Origin of the sequence: Streptomyces noursei (genome assembly GCF_016917755.1) — a bacterium.
GTDB lineage: Bacteria > Actinomycetota > Actinomycetes > Streptomycetales > Streptomycetaceae > Streptomyces > Streptomyces yunnanensis.
Genome location: NZ_CP070326.1, coordinates 5,656,568 through 5,678,341, shown reverse-complemented (window position 1 = coordinate 5,678,341; position 21,774 = coordinate 5,656,568). Strand labels below are relative to the sequence as shown.

The following is a 21,774-nucleotide window of genomic DNA, read 5'->3' as shown; positions in this document are numbered from 1 at the left end:
GTCACACCCCCTGGTAACGGGGCACGGACTGGAGATGACCGACGGCCGTCTGGTCCGCCTCCTCGTACTGGGACGCGTTGATCCGCAGCCGTTCGGCGTCGCTGGTGAGCACCTGGGGCAGCTGGCTCAGCGCCTTGACCGTGCTGTTCAGCAGCTTCAGGTACTTCTCCATCGCGCCGTCGCAGGCACCGAGGATCCCGAACGCCTCCCCGACCTCCGCCGATGTCGCGGCGAAGGAGCGGATCGGGCCGTCGAGGCCCTTCGCCTGAAGGTCGAACTTGCCGGCCAGATCCGTCAGCGCCGTCGGCTCCACGCCGAACTGCCCGCTCATCCCGCTCCCCCTGTTCACTCACCTACGTGACTCCAGGAGTACGTCGGGGGGCGACCGCGGGGAAAGGATCTTTAACGGGTCCCGGATACGGGATTGGGTTCCGCTTTACCTCCATGGGACGTCCCATACCTGGACGTGGCCAAAAGCGGAACTTGGCCGGGCCAACGGCCTTTGCGCGTGGGCGAATTCGCCGCCGCGCACCCCACCGGGATCAGGAGAAGTCCGCCGCGTGGTCCCGCGCCCACTGGGCGAAGGAGCGGGCCGGGTGGCCGGTGACGCGTGCGACGGTGTCCGTGACGGGGAAGGCGGGGGCGTCCACCGTCCGGCCGAAGAGGCCGATGAGTTCGCGGGCGGCCACCAGCGGGAGGTGGGGGCCGACCATCGCCTCGGCGGCCTCGTCCTCCGGGATCTGCTCGATGCGCACCGGGCGGCCGATGGCCTCGGCGATGGCGGCGACCTGCTGGGCGTTGGTGAGCACCTCGGGGCCGGTCAGGCGGTGCACCCGGTGGACGTGGGTGCCGGTGCGGTCCAGGAGGGCGACGGCGGCGGCGTCCGCGAGGTCGGCCTCGTGGATCGGCGCGCCCTGGGCGCCCGGGTGCGGGTCGCGCACCACGCCGTTGCCGCGGACCGCCGGGGCCCAACCGAGGGCGTTGGTGGCGTAGTTGCCCCCGCGCAGGAAGGTCCATTCCAGGCCGGACGCGCGTACCGCGCGTTCCACCGCGGCGTGCGAGCGGGAGACGAAGTTGGTCTCGTCGGCGGGTGTGTCGGTCACCCCGAGGGAGGAGTTGAAGACCAGGCGCGGGACCTTCGCCTCGACGGCGGCGTCGATCAGCCGCTGCGCGGACTCGCCGCCGCCGGCCGCGAGGTTGAGGAAGAGGGCGTCGGCGCCGCTGAGCAGCGGGGCGAGGTCGGTGTCCGCCATGAGGTCGGCGCGGACCGCCTCGGTCCGGACGGGGAGGCCGGCGCGGGCCGGGTCCCGGGTGAGCGCGCGAACCGGAACACCTTCCTCCAGAAGACGACCCACAAGACTGCGGCCTATATTGCCGGTTGCTCCGGTTACGACGATCACGGTGCCCCTCCAGAGGAACGCGAGCGCGGCGGCGGACGCCTGCCGGGAGATTCGCTGAAGATTGACGGTAGTTCAGCGAGGCACAAGGACGCGGCAATATTTCACCAAGGACGACGGGACGACTTTCGCGTTCCTCACATTCCGCGGGTGCGACTTGCGCTTCTGGGTCCCGCTCGTGGTGGGATGTGCGGATGCGAACCCCCATACGCATAGCTTCACCCTCGTCCCCACCTGCACGTCCGGCCGCCTCCGCCCCCGAGGCCGGTGACCGGCCCCACATAGCCGCGCACCCGGACGATCCGCAGGGCGACACCAGGGAGCTCCCGCCGGTCGATGCCGCCAATCCGTACGCGGATCTGGCCGCGCTCGCCGACCCGGAACCCAGAGCGGACGGCGCCTACGCCCGGGAGGCCGGGGCGGAGTACGGCCCGTCGTCCGTGCGGCGCGCCTACCTCAACGAGCGGGACCACAGCGACGATCCGCTGGGCCTGGGCCTGCGCTCGGACGATGAGGGCGACGAGGACGCCTGGTCGCCCCCGAACCACCGGAAGGTGAAGCGGGGCATCAGCCGGTTCGCCGCCGTCCCCCGCACCCTCAAGCTGCTGGTCGCGCTGGCGGCCTGCGCGGGGACGCTCGCACTCGCCGACCGGTTCGCCGTGCTGTACGCGCAGAACAAGGCCGAGGAGCAGGTGAAGGCGGCGCTGCACCTGCACGCCCGGCCCGAGGTGGACATCCAGGGGTTCCCGTTCCTCACCCAGGTCTTCGACAAGCGGCTCGACCAGGTCGACGTGGTGATCCCGGACGTCGCCGCGGACCGGGTCTCGCTGGCGAAGGTGGAGGCCACGGCCCGGGACATCCGGCTCGACGGAGATCTGCCGACCGCCATCAAGGGCGCCACCATCGGCTCGATGCACGGCAGTGTGCTGCTCGCCTTCGACGACATGAACCGTGAACTGGGCGCGTCCCAGGTCAAGTTCAGCGGGATGGGGAGCAACGGGGTGCGCGCGGTAGGCGAGCTGCCGATCGCCGGACACACCCTGCGCGTGCGGGCCGAGGCGCGCATCCAGCGCAACGGCGAGCGGGGGATCTCCACCGACATCGGGCAGATGCGGCTGGACATCGGCGATGTCGCGGTCTACCGCCCGGGCACCGGCAAGGAGGAGGGCCTGCGGCTGACCGAGAAGGGCGCCGCCGAGCTCAGCCGGCAGGCGGCCAAGGTCAAGTCGATGCTCAGCATCCCGGCGATCGCCGAGCGGATCGGCATCCCCAAGGAGTACATCGACGACGCCCTGCGCAGCGACGACAAGCTGCACGAGCTGATCGGCTCGCCGCGCTTCGTCCATCAGCTGATGCAGGTCAACCTCGTCGACGTGGTGATGGAGCACCCCTGGCTGCTCCAGAAGGTCGGCCTCGACGCGAAGATGCTCGGCGCCCTGACCGACCTGACGAAGCCGCAGCTGGCGGACCGGCTGTCGCTCTCCTTCCAGCTTCCCAAGACGCCGGGGGACGTGCGGCTGCGCAACATCACCGTGGAGAACGACGGCATCCGGGTCGATCTGACCGGCGCGAACCTGCCGTTCGGCGACGCGGCGAAGGGCGGGGGGAAGGGGAAGTAGCGGCCCCGCCCGGACCGGCCTACGCGCCCGGCGGCGTCCCCTGCTCCCCCGGCTCGGCACCGTCCCCCGGCGCGGCCCGATGGCCCGGCGCCGCCGGCCGGCCCGGCGCACCCGGCTCGTCCGCCGGCCCGTCGGCCGCCCCCGGTATGTCCGGCGGCGGTGTGGGCGCGCCCGGCATGGTCAGCAGGGCCTCCGTACCGCCGCCGGGGGCGTTGCGCAGGCGCACGCCGCCGCCGGCCTGCTCCGCCGTGCGGGCCACGATGGACAGGCCCAGTCCGCTGCCGGGCAGGCTACGGGCGGAGGGGGAACGCCAGAAGCGTTCGAAGACGTGCGGGAGTTCCTCGGGCGGGATGCCGGGGCCGTGGTCCCGGACGGTCAGCGCACCGCCCGCCAAGCGGACCTCGACCGTGCCGCCGGACGGGCTGAACTTCACCGCGTTGTCGAGGAGGTTGACCACCGCGCGCTCCAGCGCGGCCGGTTCGGCACGGACGTACCACGGGTCGAGGTCGGCGGTGATGGTGAGGGAGGGGCCGCGCAGCCGGGCCCGTTCCAGTGCGGTGCCGACGATGTCGTGGAGGGCGACCACCCGGACGGACGCCGCGCCGTCGCCGGCTCCCGTCTCCGATGGGCGGGAGAGGACCTGGAGGTCGCCGATGAGCGCCGCCAGCTCGCCCATCTGGGCCTTGACCGACGCGAGCAGCGCCTCCTTGTCCGCGGCCGGGATCGGCCGGCCGGAGCGCTCGCTGCGCTCCAGGAGGTCGATGTTGGTCCGCAGGGACGTCAGGGGCGTGCGCAGCTCATGGCCGGCGTCGGCGATCAGCTGCTGCTGGAGGTCGCGGGAGGCGGCCAGCGCGGCGGTCATCGCGTTGAACGACCGGGAGAGGCGGGCGATTTCGTCCTCGCCGTCGGTGGGGATGCGGATGGTGAGGTCCTGGGTGCGGGCGACGTGCTCGACGGCGGCGGTCAGCCGGTCGACGGGCTTCAGGCCCGCCCGGGCCACCCACAGGCCGGCGGTCGCCGCGCCCAGCACCCCGACGCCGGCGACCACCAGCAGCACCAGCGCGAGCTGGTTGAGCGGGTCGGTGACCTGGTCCATCGGCGCGGCCACCGAGATCGCCACCCGGTTCCCCTGGGCGTCGGCGATCGGGCCGCGGTAGGGGACGGTCGAGACCCGCATCGAGGCGCCGTTCTCGTCCTTGGTGGTGTGGACGGCGCTGGCCAGCCGCCCGTCGGCGACCGCCTGGTCCACGCGCTGGGCGGGGATGGGCGCCTTGTTGGGCGAGGTGCAGACGTAACCACTCGCGGAGACCAGCTGGATGGTGTACGGCGTGGGCTGGAAGCGGACGTTCAGCGGGCTGCCGGCGCAGCGGGCGCTGATCGCCTGGACGTAGTCGGAGTTCACCTCGACCGTGCCGAGGCTGGTGTCGAGCTGCTCGGTGAGCCGGTCGCGGGTGATCAGCCAGCAGGCGGCGGCCGACAGCGCCACCGCGAACGCGACCGCGACGGCGGTGAGCAGCGCCAGCCGGGAGCGCAGCGGCAGTTGGTGGAACCGCGTCAGGCCGAAGGAGCCGCCCGCCGGGGGCGCCGCACCCCCGCCGCCCGCGTCGTGCGCCTCATGACCGTGCGCCTCATGACCGTGCGTCGCGTGACCGTGCGTCTCAGAGCCGTGCGTCTCAGGGCCGTGCGGGGCGTGGACGTCGCCGGTGCCGCTCATTCCGCACCGCCCCCCAGCCGCAGCACATAGCCGACCCCGCGCACGGTGTGGACCAGCCGCGGCTCACCGCCCGCCTCCGTCTTGCGGCGGAGGTACATCACATACACGTCGAGGGAGTTGGAGGTCGGCTCGAAGTCGAACCCCCAGACGGCCTTGAGGATCTGCTCGCGGGTGAGGACCTGCCGGGGGTGGCCCAGGAACATCTCCAGGAGCGTGAACTCCGTACGGGTCAGCTCGACGGGGCGGTTGCCGCGGGTGACCTCGCGGGTGGCCAGATTCATCCGCAGATCGGCGAAGCCCAGCAGCTCGCTCTCGTCGGGGCGGGCGGTGCCGGCCGCCGTCGCGTACGAGCTGCGGCGCAGCAGCGCGCGGATCCGGGCCAGCAGTTCGTCCAGCTCGAAGGGCTTGACGAGATAGTCGTCGGCGCCGGCGTCCAGGCCGGTGACCCGGTCGCCGACGGTGTCCCGCGCGGTCAGCATGAGGATCGGTACGGTCACCCCGCTCGCCCGCAGTCGGCGGGCCGCGGTCAGCCCGTCCATCCGGGGCATCAGCACGTCCAGCACGATCAGTTCGGGGTCGTAGGCGGCGACCTTCTCCACCGCGTCCAGGCCGTCGACGGCCTGTTCGGTGCCGTACCCCTCGAAGGCGAGCGAACGCTGCAGCGCCTCGCGGACCGCGGGCTCGTCGTCGACGATCAGGATGCGGGCGGGGTGATCACCGTGCTCGGCGGGGCTCATGTGCGTGACTACCTCGGATGACATTGCGAACGACCGGCTGGACCTTTCCTGGCTTCAGCCTGACACGGATGCCGCACGGACGGACGACCTGTGGACGACCGCCTGTGGATATCCACCGCCCGGCGGCGGCCCGGCCCGGGGCCGGCCGCCCTCAGACCCCGCTGTTCCCGCCCCCGCTGCCGCCGCTGCGCAGCGCGTCGAGGTCGGCCTTGACGGTGTTGATCGGTATCGCGAAGCCGAGGCCGACGCTGCCCGCCTGGCTGCTGTCCGACGAACCCGGCGCGTACATGGCCGAGTTGATGCCGATGATCTGCCCCTGCATGTTGATCAGGGCGCCGCCGGAGTTGCCCGGGTTGAGCGCGGCGTCGGTCTGTATCGCCTTGTAGGTGGTCTTGGACGAGCCGGTGTCGCCGTTGTACTGGTTGCCGCCGAACTCGAACGGCCAGCCACCACCGCCGCCGAAGCCCCCGCGACCACCCTGACCCTGCCCCTGGTCCTGGCCCTGCCCCTGGCCGCCCTCCTTGGGGACGGTGACGTCACGGTTGAGCGAGGAGACGATGCCGCTGGTCACCGAGCCGGTCAGGCCCTCCGGCGAGCCGATCGCGACGACCGGGTCGCCGACCGCGAGCTTGTTGGAGTCGCCCAGCACCGCGTGCGTCAGCCCCTTGGCGCCCTGGACCTTGATCAGCGCGAGGTCCTTGTCCGGGTCGGTGCCGACGACCGTCGCGGTCTTCTTGCTGCCGTCGCTGAAGGTGACGCTCACCTGGCGCGCGCCGGCCACCACGTGGTTGTTGGTGATGATCTCGCCGCTGCTGGTGATCACCACGCCGGAGCCGGTGGACTCGCCGCCCCCGGTGCGCGCCTTGATCTCCACGATGGCCGGGCTGACCGCCTTGGCCACCCCGGCGACCCCGGTGCCGCCGGAGTTCTGCCCGGCGTTGACCAGCGGGGTGGAGATGCCGCCGGACGTGCTGCCCTGCTGCGTGGCACCGGCGATCAGCGCCGCGCTGCCACCGCCGATCAGACCCGAGGCCAGCGCCACCGCCGCGATCAGCGCGATCGGTCGGCGGGCCCGGCGTCGCGGCTCTCCCGCGCCGGGGCCGTCGGCCGCGGGCATGCCCGGCGCGTACGGGGGCGGCGGCGGTACGTCGCCGCGCGCGCGGTCCGCGCCGTGGTCGCTGCCGTGGTGGCCGGTGCCGTATTCGGTGCCGTAGGCGTACGGCCGGTCCTGGGGCATCTCTTCGCCGCTGCGGCGGTAGCTCTCGGTCATGCCCACGACTCTGCGACCGCTGCATGAGAACCGTCTGAGAGCGCCCTGAGAGACCCAACAGAAGTGGGTATGCCCGGTATAAGGAAGCCCCCGGCGCGGCCCCGTTCAGCGGCCGCTCAGCCGCCGCAGCCGCAGGAGCGCCGCACCACCAGCCGCGACGGGAACTGCCGCAGCCGCTCGCGGCGCGAGTTGACCACCCGCAGCCCGTCGTCCAGCACCAGGTCGACCGCGGCCCGGGCCATCGCCTGCCGGTCCGAGGCCACCGTCGTCAGCGGCGGATCGGTGAGCGCCGCTTCCTTCACGTCGTCGAAGCCGGCCACCGCCAGCTCACCGGGGACGTCGATCCGCAGCTCGCGGGCGGCCCGCAGCACTCCGATGGCCTGGTCGTCGGTGGCGCACATGATGGCCGGCGGCCGGTCCGGCCCGGCCAGCACCCGCAGCGCGACCTGGTAGGCGTCGTAGCGGTTGTACGGCGCCTGGAAGTAGCACCCCTCCGGCGACCGCCCGAACTCCAGCATGGCCCGCCGCCAGCCCTCGACGTGGTCGGTGACCGGGTCGCCGGACTTCGGGGTCTCCTCCGTGCCGCCCAGGAAGGCGACGTAGGGGTGGCCGTGCTCCAGGAGGTGCCGGGTCGCCAGCTGCGCGCCCCAGATGTCGTCGGTCATCACCGCGACGTCGTCGATGGCGTCCGGCCGGCGGTGCAGCAGCACCACCCGGGCGTCCCACGCCTCGATCTCCGCGGCGGCGTGCTCGCTGGGGCCCTGGCTGATCAGGATCAGCCCGGCCACCCGCATCCCGAGGAACGCGCGGAGGTAGTGCACCTCGCGCTCGTCGATGTAGTTGGCGTTGCCGACCAGCACCATCTTGCCCCGCTCGGAGGCGGCCTGTTCGACGGCGTGCGCCATCTCCGCGAAGAACGGCTGTCGGGTGTCCGGCACGATCAGACCTATGAGGTCCGTACGGCGGGACGCCATCGCCTGCGCGACCCGGTCGGGCCGGTAGCCGAGCTCCTTGATGGCGGCGAGCACCCGCTCGCGCGTGGCCGGGGCGACCGGCCTCGGTCCGTTGTTGATGACGTAACTGACGACGGCGGTGGACGTCCCCGCCAGTTTTGCCACATCATCCCGCGTCACCTTGGCCACGCGCGGCAGTCTACGCGGGTGGTCCTACCGGCGGGCAGGCTGCACGGACGTGGATCCTGCGTCCGACGAGGACGAACGCACCGACGCCGGCCCGTCGGCCCGCGTGCCCCCGTCGCCGTCCCCGACCGCCTTCGCCGCCTTCGCCGCCTTTGTGGTGTCCGTCTGGGCCTGGGCCTCCGCGGCCGCCCGCTCCACCTTCTCCGGCACCACGAAGCGGTAGCCGACGTTGCGGACCGTGCCGATCAGCGACTCGTGCTCGGGGCCGAGCTTGGCGCGCAGCCGCCGGACGTGCACGTCCACCGTGCGCGTACCGCCGAAGTAGTCGTAGCCCCACACCTCCTGGAGGAGCTGGGCGCGGGTGAAGACCCGGCCCGGGTGCTGCGCCAGGTACTTCAGCAGCTCGAACTCCTTGAAGGTCAGGTCCAGGACCCGGCCCTTGAGCTTGGCGCTGTAGGTGGCCTCGTCCACCGACAGGTCGCCGGTGCGGATCTCCATGGGCCCGTTGTCGGTGGTGATCTGCTGGCGGCCCATCGCCAGCCGCAGCCGCGCCTCGACCTCGGCCGGACCGGCGGTGTCCAGCATCACGTCGTCAACACCCCAGTCGGCGGTGACGGCGGCCAGCCCGCCCTCGGTGACCACCAGCACCAGCGGACAGCCCGGCCCGGTGGACCGCAGCAGCTGGCACAGGGACCGCACATGTGGAAGATCGCGGCGGCCGTCGATCAGTATGACGTCGGCCCCTGGGGTGTCGATCAGGGCCGGGCCCTCGGCGGGGGCCACCCGGACGCTGTGCAGCAGCAAGCCGAGCGCCGGAAGCACCTCCGTCGACGGCTGGAGTGCATTGGTCAGCAGCAGAAGCGAACTCACTTCCGACCACCTACCCGGTTTCCGACGAGCTTCATCCTGTGCGGCTCACTGTCCTGCACGCTTCGCTTGCCCATGACGTCTGGTTCCTCCTCGGTCCCTGCGACGGGGGCACCACCCGGCTCGGCCGGGGGTCTGCGGCACTGCTTCGTACGGGGTGCTTTCGATCACACTCTTTGCGTGCGCGAAAGCACAAAAGGACCCGGGGGCGACGCTGCCCGGATCCTTCTTGTCCAGCAGAATAGCTCACCTGAGTTGTGGACCCGAGGCCGATTTTGCGCGTTCTTGTGTTCCGTCGATCACTTCGAGTGGTCGCCGCGCGTTTCTGTTGACGTCTGACGGCGTCCATGTCGAGGCCGCACGTACCCCCGGATTCCGCCCGCGGCAGGGCCTTCCGGGTCCTCGTCCGCCCCCTCCGCCACCCCGCGAGCGGCTCCGCCGTCGCCCTCGCGCACGGCTGCACCTGCTCCCTCGAACTCCCCCGAGCTCTTGAGGAGCAGGGGGTACCCCCATCGCGCTCCGGCGCGCCGCCGCCGCGTTGTCCCAGCATGCGGACGTGATCACGTTCGCCCTCCGGGGCCGGGGCGGCTGCGCCGGCCGGTCCGCCGCCGGCCGCCGCGCGCTCCACGACCCGACCGCCGCCGACCGTCGGGCCCGCTCCCCGGGGCACCGCCGGATCGCCACCGTCGGCCCCTCCCCGGGCGGCTCGGTCGCGCTCCGGCAGGCCGCCCGCACGGCCGCCGGCGGGCCGCCGACGGCCAGGGGGGAGCACGGGGAGCGCACGGATGCGTCCCCCGATGTCGCGGTCGCGGTCCGTGCCCCGCCCGGTGGCACTACCGGGGCACGGCGTCGATACGACGTCTCCACCGCCCCGCCGCTACCCCGCCTCCGTCACGGCCTCCGCGAACTGGGCCGCGTACAGGCGGGCGTAGGCACCGTCCGCGGACAACAGGGTGCCGTGGGTGCCCTGCTCGACGATCGAGCCGTTCTCCATCACCAGGATGAGGTCGGCGTCCCGGATGGTGGAGAGGCGGTGCGCGATGACGAAGCTGGTGCGGCCGCTGCGCAGTTGGGCCATGGCGTGCTGGATCAGCACCTCGGTGCGGGTGTCGACCGAGCTGGTGGCCTCGTCCAGGACGAGGATGGCCGGCTCGGCGAGGAAGGCCCGGGCGATGGTGATGAGCTGCTTCTCGCCCACCGAGACGTTGGCGCCCTCCTCGTCGATGACGGTGTCGTAGCCGTCGGGGAGGGTGCGGACGAAGCGGTCGACGTGGGTGGCCCTGGCGGCCTCGACGACCTTGTCGCGGGAGGTCCCCTCGGGGGCGCCGTAGGCGATGTTCTCGGCGATGGTGCCGCCGAAGAGCCAGGTGTCCTGCAGGACCATGCCGATGTGGCCGCGCAGCTCCTCGCGGGACATCTCCGCGATGTCCACGCCGTCGAGGACGATCCGGCCGTCGCGGACCTCGTAGAACCGCATCAGGAGGTTGACCAGGGTGGTCTTGCCGGCGCCGGTCGGGCCGACGATGGCGACGGTCTGGCCGGGGCGGACGGACAGCGAGAGGTCCTCGATGAGCGGCTTGTTCTCGTCGTAGCGGAAGGAGACGCCCTCGAAGGCGACCCGGCCGGTGACCTGCTCCGGGCGGGCGGGCCGCTCGGCGTCGGGGTGCTGCTCCGCGGCGTCGAGGAGTTCGAAGACCCGCTCGGCGGAGGCCACGCCAGACTGGACGAGGTTGGCCATCGAGGCGACCTGGGTCAACGGCTGGCTGAACTGGCGGCTGTACTGGATGAACGCCTGGACGTCGCCGATGGACAGGGCGCCGGAGGCGACGCGCAGACCGCCGACCACGGCCACCAGGACGTAGTTGAGGTTGCCGATGAACATCATCGCGGGCTGGATGATGCCGGAGATGAACTGGGCCTTGAAGCCCGCGGAGTAGAGCGCGTCGTTCTGCTCGCGGAACAGCGCGGCGGACTCCTTCTCCCGGCCGAAGACCTTGACCAGGGAGTGGCCGGTGTACATCTCCTCGATGTGCGCGTTGAGCTTGCCGGTGGTCTTCCACTGCTGGACGAACTGCGGCTGGGCGCGCTTGCCGACCTTGGTGGCGACGACGACCGAGACCGGGACCGTGACCAGGGCGACCAGGGCCAGCAGCCAGGAGATCCAGAACATCATGCCCAGCACGCCCACGATCGTCAGCAGCGAGGCCACTATCTGGCTGAGGGTCTGCTGGAGCGTCTGCTGGATGTTGTCGATGTCGTTGGTGGCGCGGGAGAGCACCTCGCCGCGCTGCTGCTTGTCGAAGTAGCTCAGCGGCAGCCGGGCGAGCTTCTCCTCGACCTGCTCGCGCATCCGGAAGACGGTGCGCTGCACGACGCGGGTGGCGATCCGGGCCTGGACGAAGCCGAAGACGGAGGAGCCGACGTAGATCAGCGCGACGAAGAGCAGGACCATGCCCACCGCGCCGAAGTCGGTGTGCGGGCCGGGGGCCACCGGCATGCTGGCGACCAGGTCCGCGAGCCCGCCCTGGCCGTGCGCCCGCAGCAGGTCGGCGGCCTGCTCCTTGGTCAGTCCCGCGGGCAGGTCGCGGCCGACGATGCCGGCCATGATCAGGTCGGTGGCCCGGCCCAGCACCTTGGGGCCGACGACGGTCAGCGCCACGCTGAGCACGCCGAGCAGCAGCGCGACCGTGATGAGGCCGCGCTCCGGCCGCATCTGGGCCAGCAGCCGCTTGCCGGAGCCCTTGAAGTTCAGGGACTTGTCGATCGGGCCGCCCATCATGCGGGCCATCGGACCGCCGCCGGGGGCCGGGCCGCGGCGGGGGGCCGACGCGGGGGCCTCTGGGGCCCGGTCGGTGGCCGGGCCCTGTTTGTCCGCGGTGGTCATGCCGCCTCCTGCTCGGTGAGCTGGGAGAGCACGATCTCCCGGTAGGTCTCGTTGCCGGCCATCAACTCGCCGTGGGTGCCGGTGCCCACGATCCGGCCCTCGTCCAGGACCACGATCCGGTCGGCGCCGCGGATCGTCGAGACCCGCTGGGCGACGATCACCACGGTGGCCCGGTCGGTCTCCCGGGCCAGTGCGGCGCGCAGGGCCGCGTCGGTGGCGTAGTCCAGGGCCGAGAAGGAGTCGTCGAAGAGGTAGATCTCCGGCTTGCGGACCAGGGCGCGGGCGATCGCCAGGCGCTGCCGCTGACCGCCGGAGACGTTGGTGCCCCCTTGCGCGATCGACGCGTCCAGGCCGCCCTCCATCCGCGCGACGAAGTCCCGGGCCTGCGCGGTCTCCAGGGCGTGCCACAGCTCGTCGTCGGTGGCGTCCGGGTTGCCGTACCGCAGGTTGCTGGCGACCGTGCCGGAGAAGAGGTACGGCTTCTGCGGCACCAGGCCGATCACGGCGGCCAGCGTCTCCGGGGCCAGGGTGCGCACGTCCTCGCCGTCGACCAGGACCGTGCCGCCGGTGGCGTCGAAGAGCCGGGGCACCAGCCCGAGGAGGGTGGACTTGCCGGAGCCGGTGGAGCCGATGACGGCGGTGGTCTCGCCGGGGCGGGCGATCAGGGAGATGTCCTTCAGGACCGGCTGCTCGGCGCCGGGGAAGCGGAACTCGACGTCCCGGAGCTCCAGTTCGCCGTGCCGGCGCAGGGTGCTGACCGGGGCGGCGGGCGGGGTGACGCTGGACTCGGTCGCCAGCACCTCCTGGATGCGCTCGGCGCAGACCTCGGCGCGCGGCAGCATCATCACCATGAACGTCGCCATCATGATCGACATCAGGATGTACATCAGGTAGCTGAGGAAGGCCGTCAGCGCCCCGATCTCCATCTCCTTGGCGTCGATGCGCAGCCCGCCGAACCAGACCACGGCCACGCTGGAGAGGTTCACGATCAGCATGACCAGCGGGAACATCATCGACATCAGCCGGCCGGCGCGGATCGAGATGTCGTAGAGATCGGTGTTGGCCCCGGCGAACCGCTCGCGCTCGTACCGGTCGCGGACGAAGGCGCGGATGACGCGGATGCCGGCGATCTGCTCGCGCAGCACGCGGTTGACGGTGTCGATGCGCTCCTGCACACCGCGGAACAGCGGACGCATCCGGCGCACGATCAGTGAGACGAGGATCCCGAGGACCGGGACGATGACCAGGAGGAGCGCCGACAGCGGCACGTCCTGGTTGAGCGCCATGGCGATGCCGCCGACGCACATGATCGGCGCCGAGACCATCATCGTGAACGTCATCAGGACCAGCATCTGGACCTGCTGGACGTCGTTGGTGGTGCGGGTGATCAGCGACGGCGCGCCGAAGCGTCCCACCTCCCGGGCGGAGAACAACTGCACCCGGTCGAAGACCGCGGCCCGGATGTCCCGGCCCAGCGCCATGGCCGTGCGGGCGCCGAAGTACACCGCGCCGATCGCACAGGCGATCTGGAGCACCGTCACCGCGATCATGAAGCCGCCGGTGCGGAAGATGTAGCCCGTGTCGCCCGCCACGACACCGTTGTCGATGATGTCTGCGTTGAGGGTCGGCAGATAGAGCGTGGCCAGCGTCTGTATCAGCTGGAGCAGGACGATCAGGGATATGGAGCGCCTGTAGGGCCGCAGATGCGCCCGCGCGAGTCGGACCAACACAGGCCGGAGCCTATGCGAACACTTGCCTTCGGCAATCGAATTTCCCCGAACCGTGCAGGAATCGTCCCGGACCGCCGCAAACTCTTTACCCGAACTTGCCCGGAACCGGGCCGGCCGCCGCGTACGCCATCATGGAGGCGGCAAGAGCCCCCCGACGTGAAGAGGCCGCCGTGACAACAACTGGCACCGTGCGCTACTGGGCCGCGGCCAAGGCCGCCGCCGGCGCCGCAGAGGAGCCGTACGCGGCGGCGACGCTCGCCGAGGCACTGGACGCGGCGCGCACCGCGCACACCGCGAACCCGGAGTTCGCCCGCGTCCTGCTGCGCTGCTCCTTCCTGGTGGACGGCGTCCAGGTCGGCTCCCGCGATCATGCGGAGGTACCGCTGAGCCAGGGCGGCACCGTCGAGGTCCTGCCGCCGTTCGCCGGAGGATGAGCAGAGGGTCATGAGCGACAACCAGCCGCAGCACCAGAACCCGTACGACCCGTACACCCACCCGTCACCCGACCACCACCCCACAACGACGCCGCTGCGCGACGACGCCTCCCGCTACGCTCCCCCGTCACCCGACCACCACCCCACAACGACGCCGCTGCGCGACGACGCCTCCCGCTACGCTCCCCCGTCACCCGACCACCACCCCACAACGACGCCGCTGCACGGCGACACCCCCGGCTACGCTCCCCCGTCCCCGCACCCCGGGTACGACCCGCAGACGGCCTACGGCACCCCGTACGGACAGCAGTCCTACGACCCCTATATGCAGCAGCAACCGCAGCACCAGCAGGCCCAGCCGGACCCGCAGCACCAGCACCCCCAACAGGCGCAGCACGCACAGCAGCCCTACGGCTACGACGCGTACGGGCAGCCGCAGCACCAGTCCGCCGCCCCCTACGGGCAGGACGGCTACGGACCTGACGCCTACGGGGACGACGCCTACGGGGCGGGCGCCTACGCCGCCCCGGTCCCGGCAGCCGCACAGCACCACGGCGCGCACCAGGGTGCCCACGGCGCCGCGCACGGGACCACCGCCACCGCCGAGCCGGTGCCGGCCGGCCATCCGGAGGCCGAGGCCGCCGCGCCCGCCGCGCCGCTCAAGCCCAACCAGATCGCCCGCGCCGAGGGCCGCTCGCCGATCATCCCGCCGGGCATCCAGCCGGCCGCGCTGACCGCGCTGCTCGCCCTGCTGCTGGCGCTGGCCGCGCCGGTGGCCCGCCCGGTCCTGGTGGTCCCGGTGGTGCTGCTCCAGGCCGTCACCGCCGCCGGCTGGTTCCGGCTCAACGGCATGTGGCCGGCCCGCCAGGGCATCGCGCTGGCCTTCCTGGGCGGCGTGGCCACCGACGTCGGTCTGCTGGCCACCCCGCACGAGGACGCGCCGCTGGTGGCCATCGGCACGCTCGGCGTGTGGTGCCTGCTGGTCATCGTCCTCCAACTGCGCAACCGCAGCAGCGCGGACGAGCGGATGTACGCGCTGACCGCGGGCCTGACCTCGTCCGCGCTGGCCGTGCTCGCCTCCGGCCACCTGGCCGCCGACCCGGACGCGGTGGTGGTCGGCGCCGCCGCGGTCGCCCTGGCGACGCTCGCCCGGGCGCTGCCGCTGCCCGGCCCGCTCACCCTGGTGCTCGGCCTGCTGGCCGGCGCCGGCGGCGGCATCGCGGCCGGCCAGCTGACCGGCATGGGGGCCACCGCGGCGCTGCTGGGCCTGGCCGCCGGCGGCTGCGCCCTGATCGGCCTGCGGGTGGCCAGCTACGACTACCCGTCGAAGTTCGTCCACATGACCGCGGGCGTCGCCCTGCCGCTGGCCCTCGCGGCCCCGGCGGTCTACGTGCTGGGCCGGGCGCTGGGGTAAGCCCCGGGCCCGCCACGCAGCGCCGCGGCGGCCGTACGGAGCGCAGGGTTCGGCGCTCCGTACGGCCGCCGCTCCCGTTCCGGCGACCGGTTCGTCTAGGGTTCCCGGAGCGCGGGCCGGGGGCCGTGGGCTCGCGTACCGGATTGGACGAATCGGCCGACGGGACGCACCCCGGCCCGGCGGTCACAAGTGGGGGTAGTGGTTCGATGCGCGCACTGAAGGTGCTGCTGGTGCTCGTCGTGATATTCGGCGGGCTGTTCGTGGCGGCCGACCGCGTCGCGGTCAATCTCGCCGAGAGCAAGGCCGCGGACAAGCTCCGCAGCATGAACGGGATCACCTCGACGCCCGAGGTCTCCATCAAGGGCTTCCCGTTCCTGACCCAGGTCGCCGGGCGGAACCTCGACGAGGTCGACGCCGAACTCGACCATGTGGCGGCCCGTTCCGAGGGGCGCACGCTGACCCTCAAGCACCTCTCGGCGCAGTTCCACGACGTCGCGCTGACCAGCGACTACACCTCCATCCAGAGCGCCGCCTCGGCCAACGCCACGGCCGAGATCTCCTACGCGGACATGACCAACGCGGCCGGCGGCGGCGTCAAGATCTCCTACGGCGGCGAGAAGAACGGCCGCGCCCAGGTCAAGATCTCCCCCAACATCCCGCTGCTCAGCTCGTTCGACGTCACCGGCACCATCGACATCGCCCACGGCGACACCGTCCAGGTCCGGGCCGAGCGCATCCCCGCCATGTGCCAGGCGATCCCCGGCTGCGAGCGCAAGGTGCGGGCCCAGACCGACCACGGCTGGAAGCTGGACCAGCTGCCGGGCAGCCTGAAGCTGGAGAAGGTCACCACGACCGCGCAGGGCATCACGGTCACCGCGTCCGGCACCGACGTCAAGCTCACCGGCTGACCCGCCCCGGCGGGTGGCGGACCGCCCCACCGGGCCGCCACCCGTCCACACCCTGAGACTCCCCAGTCCGTAAACCAGACCCCCCTCTGCGGCGGCGCCCCGCCGGACCCTCCGGACCTCGTTTCCCGGCACACGCATCCCGCATCGCGGACAATCACATCTCGCCATTTGACACACCGGTGACATGCCGCGCTCTCCCTCCCTACGATCGGTGCCATGCAGAGCGCATGGAGCGGTCTCCGTCCACGGAGACAGGCGGTACTGACGAAGCGGCGGGCAGTCGACCTGTGCCGTGTCGCCGCCATGCTCTGTCGCCCTGTCTGACGGGCCGTTGGCTCCCTCCCCCGCGCTCTTCCGCAACGGAGCGGGGGTGACCCACCGGTCCCGGCCGGCCGCCTCCCCAAGGCCGCGCCCCTCCACGAGTCCCCAGTACAGCGCCGCGCGCATCCCGTCGCGCCGCGCCGTCCGGCGTACCCGTGTGCACCCCTCAATCCCGCCCCCCGCAACTGCCCCGGAGGAGAGACCGACATGAGCCGTAGCGACGTCTTGGTAGACGCCGACTGGGTCGAGGCCCACCTGGACGACCCGAAGGTCGTCCTCGTCGAGGTCGACGAGGACACCTCGGCCTACGACAAGAACCACATCAAGAACGCCGTCCGGATCGACTGGAAGAAGGACCTCCAGGACCCGGTCCGCCGCGACTTCGTGGACCAGGAGGGCTTCGAGAAGCTGCTCTCCGCGAAGGGCATCGCCAACGACGACACCGTCGTCCTCTACGGCGGCAACAACAACTGGTTCGCGTCCTACGCCTACTGGTACTTCAAGCTCTACGGGCACGACAGCGTCAAACTGCTCGACGGCGGCCGCAAGAAGTGGGAGCTGGACTCCCGCGACCTGGTCGACGGCGCCGAGGTCCCCCGCCGCCCGGCCACCGCGTACCAGGCCCAGGCCCAGGACACCTCGATCCGCGCCTTCCGCGACGACGTGGTCGCCGCGATCGGCACCAAGAACCTGGTCGACGTCCGCTCCCCCGACGAGTTCAGCGGCAAGCTGCTGGCCCCGGCGCACCTCCCGCAGGAGCAGTCGCAGCGCCCCGGCCACGTGCCCAGCGCCCGCAACATCCCGTGGTCGAAGAACGCCAACGACGACGGCACCTTCAAGTCGGACGAGGAGCTCACCGCCCTCTACCAGCAGGAGGCCGTGGACCTGGCGAAGGACACCATCGCCTACTGCCGCATCGGTGAGCGCTCCGCGCTGACCTGGTTCGTGCTGCACGAGCTGCTCGGCCAGACCAACGTCAAGAACTACGACGGTTCCTGGACCGAGTACGGCTCGCTGGTCGGCGTCCCGATCGAGCTCGGCGCCAACAAGTAAGCCCGAGAGCCCCTCTCCTCCCTACCCCTCAAGGAAGTACCGCTATGTGTGGAGCACAGGCCGGCGGCCCGGACGCCTCGACCCTCAAGCCCGGTGAGACCACCATCCAGGGCAGCGTGACCCGCGACGGCCAGCCCGTCACCGGTTACGTCCGCCTGCTGGACAGCACCAACGAGTTCACCGCCGAGGTCCCCACCTCCGCGACCGGACAGTTCCGCTTCTACGCGGCCGAGGGCACCTGGACCCTGCGGGCGCTCGTGCCGGGCGGCAGCGCGGACCGTACGGTCGTCGCCCAGAAGGGCGGGCTGGTGGAGGTCGCCATCGCCGTCTGACGGCACGCGCGTGACGGACCCGCAACCCGGGTCCGGACGGCCGGAGGGCCGCACCCCAGGGGTTTGGACGCCTTGGCTGAGGGGTGCGGCCCTCTGTGCCGCCCCGGCGCGGAGGGCACCCCCGTCCGGGCTTCTTTCCGGGCCGCGACGGACTTACCGTGGACGTATGTACGCGCATGCGCACCGCCGGCTCAGCCCGCCGCAGCGCCGCCATCGCCGGTACTTCGTCCTGATGGGCGTGTGCCTGGTGCTGTTCGTGCTGGCGTGGAGCGTGGTGCGGCTGTGGTCCGTGCCGGTCGCGGTCGCGATGTGCGTCGTCGCCATGGTCATCCCGCCCGTCGCGGCCGTCATCGGCAACCGCCGCGAACCGGGCGAGCGCTGGTGGGACGAGTCCGGCGACCCGGAGTCCGACCGCTGGTGGCGCGAGCTGGACGACCGCGACGACCAGGACCGCCGCCGGAGCTGACGCTCGATCGCCCGGCCCGCTTCAGCAGCCGGCCCGCTTCAGTAGACGAGCGCCTGCACGCCCTCCGGCATGATCTCGCTGACGAACAGCTGGGAACCGGCGATGCCCGCCCCCTCGATCAGGTCCTTCTCCTCGATACCGCGGCGTGCCGCGCACTGTGTGCAGACCGTGATCGCCCCGCCGCCCGCGCGGATCCCGTCGATCAGCTCCGGCAGCGGCGCCGCGTGCGGCAGCTCGAACTCCGCCGCCCGCCCCGGCATCGCGAACCACACCGACTCCCCGGTCAGCCACAGCGACACCTCTACGCCGCTGGCCACCGCCACCGCCGCCACCGTGAACGCCTGCGAGCACCGCTCGGGCGCGTCCGCGCCCGCCGTCACCTTGATCACCAGCTTCTTCGCCATGGGCCCAGCGTAGGCGCGACCGGGCCGCCGGGGCGCGCACGCCCTGCGGGGAGTCCGGCGACCGGGCGCACGACCACGGCGGACCTCACAGCGCCGCCCCCGACAGCGCCGACTAGACTCGCAGGCGGTCCGTAACACCTCACTCCGCCCAAGGAGCGCGCTCGTGCTTGAGGCATTCTTCACCACCCTGCTGGTTCTGGTCGCCGTCGGCGTGATCGCGTTCGCCGGGCTGACCTGGAAGAAGCTGTACCAGGGCCAGCGCTGACGCCCACCCGTCGCCCACCACCCTTCATAGGAGCGCTTCGCGCGCCCCTTCTGTCCCCCACTACAGATCGCCTGAGCTCATGATCGAGATCCCGTCCGACCTGAACCCGTCGCTGGTCCCGCTGGCCTTCCTCCTCGGCCGCTGGGAGGGCGCCGGCGTCTTCGACTTCCCCGGCGCCGAGAAGTGCAACTTCGGCCAGGAGGTCGTCTTCTCCCACGACGGCCGCGACTTCCTCGAATACACCTCGCGCACGTGGGTGCTCGACAGCGAGGGCAAGCAGCTCCGCGCGCTGGAGACCGAGACCGGCTTCTGGCGGGTCGACGAGGGCCGCCAGGTCGAGGTCGTGATGACCCGCGACCAGGGCGTCGTCGAGATCTGGTACGGCGAGCTGGCCGACAAGAAGCCGCAGATCGACCTCGCCACCGACGCCATCGCACGGACCGCCGCGGCCAGCCCGTACAGCGGCGGCAAGCGGCTCTACGGCTACGTCAAGGGCGACCTGATGTGGGTGGGCGAGAAGTCCACCCCGGAGGTGCCGCTGCGCCCCTACATGTCCGCGCAGCTGAAGAAGGTCGCCGACCTCAAGGAGTGGGCCGAGAGCCTGCCCGACGACATGCCCGACGGCGTCTCCTTCTTCCGCCCGGACGGCACGCCGTACGAGGGCTGAGCCCCCGGGCCGACCGGCCCGCACCACAACTGCATGACGCGCCCCGCGGGGGAAGTCCGGTGAGAGTCCGGCGCTGACCCGCAACGGTATGCGGACGTCCCGAAAGGGCGCCGTTCCGCAAGCCCGATCACCCGCGGCGGCGCCGGATCCACACCAACTCGCCGTGGACTGCGAGGGGACGCCGCCGTCGCCTTGGGGCACCTCCCAGCGTTAGCTGGGGGAGCCCGGGCCGCCGCTCCTCATCCTCCCCAAGCTCTCAAGGAGCAGGGAGGACCCCCACGCACGCGGCCCGAGCCGAAGGCTTGACCACCCTTGGCACGTCCCGTCCGCACCCTTCCCCTGGCCGTCGCCCTGGCCGCCGTCCTGGCCGGCTCGCTGCTGTGCGGGACCGCCCTCGGCGCCGCCGGGATCGGCTGGCCGCAGGTGCTGCGCTATCTGGGCGCCGGACTGACCGGCGGCACCATCCGACCCGACGAGGTCGCCGCGTACACCATCGTCTGGGAGCTGCGGTTCCCCCGCGCGGTGCTCGCCGCGGTCGTCGGCGCCGGCCTGTCCGCCATCGGCGTCGCCGTCCAGGCCCTGGTCCGCAACGCCCTCGCCGACCCCTTCGTGCTCGGCATATCCTCCGGCGCGGCGGTCGGCGCCAACGCCGTCCTGCTCTTCGGGACGCTCGCCGCGCTCGGCGTCTGGGCGCTGTCCGTCGCCGCCTTCGCCTCCGCGCTGCTCGCCATGGTCCTGGTCTACGCCGCCGCCCGGACCGCCCACGGGCTGACCCCGATGCGGCTGGTGCTGACCGGCACCGCGATGTACTACGGCTTCTCCGCGATCACCACCCTGATGGTGTTCACCGCCGACCGCGGCGAATCGGCCCGCTCGGCGATGATGTGGCTGCTCGGCAGCCTCAGCGGCGCCGGCTGGGGCTCGGTTCCGATCGCCGGGCTGGCCGTCGCCGCGGCCCTGACGCACCTGCTGCTCTCCGCCGGCCGGCTGAACGCCCTGGCCATGGGCGACGAGACCGCCGCCGCACTGGGCGTGGACCCCGAACGGCTGCGCCGCGAGCTGTTCGTGGTGGCCGCCGCGGCCACCGGCGCGGTGGTCGCGGTCAGCGGCGCGATCGGTTTCGTCGGGCTGATGGTGCCGCACGCCACCCGGATGCTGGTCGGCGCCGACCACCGCCGGGTGCTGGCCGTCGCGCCGCTGCTGGGCGCGGTGCTGCTGGTCTGGGTCGATCTGCTCTCCCGGGTGCTGATGGCGCCCGTGGAACTGCCCGTCGGGGTGATCACCGCGGTGATCGGCGTGCCCTGCTTCGTCCTGCTGATGCGGCGCCGCCGCTACACCTTCGGAGGCGGTGCCTGATGCGGCTCGACATCTCCGGGCTGTCGGTGGCGGTGGCCGGGCAGCGGCTCGTCCACGACGTCACCCTGACCGCCGGCAGCGGCCGGCTCATCGGGCTGGTCGGCCCCAACGGCAGCGGCAAGTCGACCCTGTTGCGATGCGTCTACCGCGCCCTGCGCCCGGCCGCCGGCACCGTCCACCTGGACGGCACCGACCTGCACGCGCTGACCGCCCGGGAGGCCGCCCGGCTGCTGGCCGCGCTGCCCCAAGAGGCGGGCACCGACTTCGACTTCACCGCCGCCGAGGTCGTCGCGATGGGACGGCTGCCGCACCAGCGCGGCTCGGGCCGGCCCAGCGCCGCGGACCGCGCGCTCTGCGACCGGGCGCTGGCCCGGGTCGGCGCCGCCCACCTGGCCGAGCGGGGCTTCCTGCGGCTCTCCGGCGGCGAGAAGCAGCGCGTCCTGATCGCCCGCGCCCTCGCCCAGGAACCGCAGGTGCTGGTCCTGGACGAGCCCACCAACCACCTCGACATCGCCCAGCAGTTGGACGTCCTGGCGCTGGTCCGGGACAGCGGGCTGACCGTGCTCGCCGCGCTGCACGACCTCAACCTCGCCGCGGTGCACTGCGACGAGCTGCACGTCATCGCCGACGGCCGGATCGTCGCCTCCGGCCCGCCGCACGACGTCCTCACCGCGGAGCTGCTCGCCGAGGTCTTCGGCGTCCGTGCGCACCGCGTGCGGCACCCCGAAACCGGCGCCGTCCAGCTGCTGTTCGACCGCCTGCCCGCCGCCTGAGCCCGCTCCCGAGGAACCCGAACC

At 72.2% G+C, this 21,774-nt stretch carries 21 protein-coding genes and 1 riboswitch; of the genes, 11 read left to right on the top strand and 10 right to left on the bottom strand.

Annotation, left to right across the window (positions count from 1 at the left end):
- Position 1: 1 nt before the first annotated feature.
- Both JNO44_RS25195 and JNO44_RS25190 read right to left on the bottom strand, forming a co-directional pair.
- Positions 2–331, bottom strand: coding sequence for a type VII secretion target (locus JNO44_RS25195; protein ID WP_205366198.1), 330 nt, complete (start codon positions 329–331; stop codon positions 2–4).
- Between the two features lie 211 nt (positions 332–542).
- Positions 543–1,400, bottom strand: coding sequence for an NAD(P)H-binding protein (locus tag JNO44_RS25190; protein ID WP_205366197.1), 858 nt, complete (start codon positions 1,398–1,400; stop codon positions 543–545).
- A 191-nt stretch (positions 1,401–1,591) separates the two neighbouring features.
- Here JNO44_RS25190 and JNO44_RS25185 point away from each other — a divergent pair, with 191 nt between their 5' ends.
- Entirely contained in the window at positions 1,592–3,016 is a 1,425-nt protein-coding gene (locus JNO44_RS25185) for an LmeA family phospholipid-binding protein (protein ID WP_205366196.1), read from the top strand.
- Between the two features lie 19 nt (positions 3,017–3,035).
- Here the strand turns inward: JNO44_RS25185 and JNO44_RS25180 are convergent, their stop codons facing one another.
- The 7 genes from JNO44_RS25180 to JNO44_RS25150 form a co-directional block, all read right to left on the bottom strand.
- Complete coding sequence (locus JNO44_RS25180; RefSeq protein ID WP_240167654.1) at positions 3,036–4,730, bottom strand: ATP-binding protein; 1,695 nt, start codon at positions 4,728–4,730, stop codon at positions 3,036–3,038.
- A complete protein-coding gene (locus tag JNO44_RS25175; protein ID WP_205366195.1) occupies positions 4,727–5,467 on the bottom strand; it encodes a response regulator transcription factor in 741 nt (246 codons plus the stop codon). The genes JNO44_RS25180 and JNO44_RS25175 overlap by 4 nt, the downstream gene beginning before the upstream one ends.
- Before the next feature lie 151 nt (positions 5,468–5,618).
- A complete protein-coding gene (locus tag JNO44_RS25170; RefSeq protein WP_205366194.1) occupies positions 5,619–6,737 on the bottom strand; it encodes a S1C family serine protease in 1,119 nt (372 codons plus the stop codon).
- A gap of 116 nt (positions 6,738–6,853) precedes the next feature.
- A complete protein-coding gene (locus JNO44_RS25165; protein ID WP_067348143.1) occupies positions 6,854–7,879 on the bottom strand; it encodes a LacI family DNA-binding transcriptional regulator in 1,026 nt (341 codons plus the stop codon).
- A 24-nt stretch (positions 7,880–7,903) separates the two neighbouring features.
- Entirely contained in the window at positions 7,904–8,746 is an 843-nt protein-coding gene (locus JNO44_RS25160; protein ID WP_205366193.1) for a response regulator transcription factor, read from the bottom strand.
- 874 nt (positions 8,747–9,620) lie between these two features.
- Entirely contained in the window at positions 9,621–11,627 is a 2,007-nt protein-coding gene (locus JNO44_RS25155; RefSeq protein WP_275695769.1) for an ABC transporter ATP-binding protein, read from the bottom strand.
- Positions 11,624–13,357 (bottom strand): ABC transporter ATP-binding protein, encoded by a 1,734-nt coding sequence (locus JNO44_RS25150; RefSeq protein ID WP_205366192.1) that lies wholly within the window; start codon positions 13,355–13,357, stop codon positions 11,624–11,626. Before JNO44_RS25150 ends, JNO44_RS25155 begins: the two co-directional genes overlap by 4 nt.
- A gap of 188 nt (positions 13,358–13,545) precedes the next feature.
- Here JNO44_RS25150 and JNO44_RS25145 point away from each other — a divergent pair, with 188 nt between their 5' ends.
- From JNO44_RS25145 to JNO44_RS25120, 7 genes are all read left to right on the top strand, one after another.
- A complete protein-coding gene (locus JNO44_RS25145; RefSeq protein ID WP_275695811.1) occupies positions 13,546–13,791 on the top strand; it encodes a MoaD/ThiS family protein in 246 nt (81 codons plus the stop codon).
- A 10-nt stretch (positions 13,792–13,801) separates the two neighbouring features.
- Positions 13,802–15,205 (top strand): hypothetical protein, encoded by a 1,404-nt coding sequence (locus JNO44_RS25140; protein ID WP_205366191.1) that lies wholly within the window; start codon positions 13,802–13,804, stop codon positions 15,203–15,205.
- 206 nt (positions 15,206–15,411) lie between these two features.
- On the top strand, positions 15,412–16,113 hold the full coding sequence (locus JNO44_RS25135; RefSeq protein ID WP_205366190.1) for an LmeA family phospholipid-binding protein: 702 nt from the start codon (positions 15,412–15,414) through the stop codon (positions 16,111–16,113).
- 216 nt (positions 16,114–16,329) lie between these two features.
- Entirely contained in the window at positions 16,330–16,437 is a 108-nt protein-coding gene (locus tag JNO44_RS45185) for a putative leader peptide (protein ID WP_420882678.1), read from the top strand.
- A gap of 204 nt (positions 16,438–16,641) precedes the next feature.
- Positions 16,642–17,487, top strand: a complete 846-nt coding sequence (locus JNO44_RS25130; protein WP_073448416.1) for a sulfurtransferase — start codon at positions 16,642–16,644, stop codon at positions 17,485–17,487.
- Between the two features lie 44 nt (positions 17,488–17,531).
- Positions 17,532–17,819 carry a DUF1416 domain-containing protein gene (locus tag JNO44_RS25125; RefSeq protein WP_205366189.1) on the top strand — a complete coding sequence of 96 codons (288 nt, stop codon included), beginning with the start codon at positions 17,532–17,534 and terminating at the stop codon, positions 17,817–17,819.
- A gap of 166 nt (positions 17,820–17,985) precedes the next feature.
- Entirely contained in the window at positions 17,986–18,285 is a 300-nt protein-coding gene (locus tag JNO44_RS25120) for a DUF3099 domain-containing protein (RefSeq protein WP_205366188.1), read from the top strand.
- 38 nt (positions 18,286–18,323) lie between these two features.
- Here JNO44_RS25120 and JNO44_RS25115 read toward each other — a convergent pair whose 3' ends face one another.
- Entirely contained in the window at positions 18,324–18,689 is a 366-nt protein-coding gene (locus JNO44_RS25115; protein WP_039633976.1) for a DsrE family protein, read from the bottom strand.
- A 344-nt stretch (positions 18,690–19,033) separates the two neighbouring features.
- Between JNO44_RS25115 and JNO44_RS25110 the strand changes: the two genes are divergently transcribed.
- The 3 genes from JNO44_RS25110 (at position 19,034) to JNO44_RS25100 (ending at position 21,750) form a co-directional block, all read left to right on the top strand.
- Positions 19,034–19,621, top strand: a complete 588-nt coding sequence (locus JNO44_RS25110; protein WP_205366187.1) for a heme-binding beta-barrel domain-containing protein — start codon at positions 19,034–19,036, stop codon at positions 19,619–19,621.
- 48 nt (positions 19,622–19,669) lie between these two features.
- Positions 19,670–19,754, top strand: a riboswitch (cobalamin riboswitch).
- 179 nt (positions 19,755–19,933) lie between these two features.
- The gene (locus JNO44_RS25105) at positions 19,934–20,977 is read left to right on the top strand and encodes a FecCD family ABC transporter permease (RefSeq protein ID WP_073448418.1); all 1,044 of its coding nucleotides are present in this window, start codon (positions 19,934–19,936) and stop codon (positions 20,975–20,977) included.
- Positions 20,977–21,750, top strand: coding sequence for an ABC transporter ATP-binding protein (locus JNO44_RS25100; protein ID WP_039633985.1), 774 nt, complete (start codon positions 20,977–20,979; stop codon positions 21,748–21,750). Before JNO44_RS25105 ends, JNO44_RS25100 begins: the two co-directional genes overlap by 1 nt.
- The last annotated feature ends 24 nt before the right edge of the window (positions 21,751–21,774 follow it).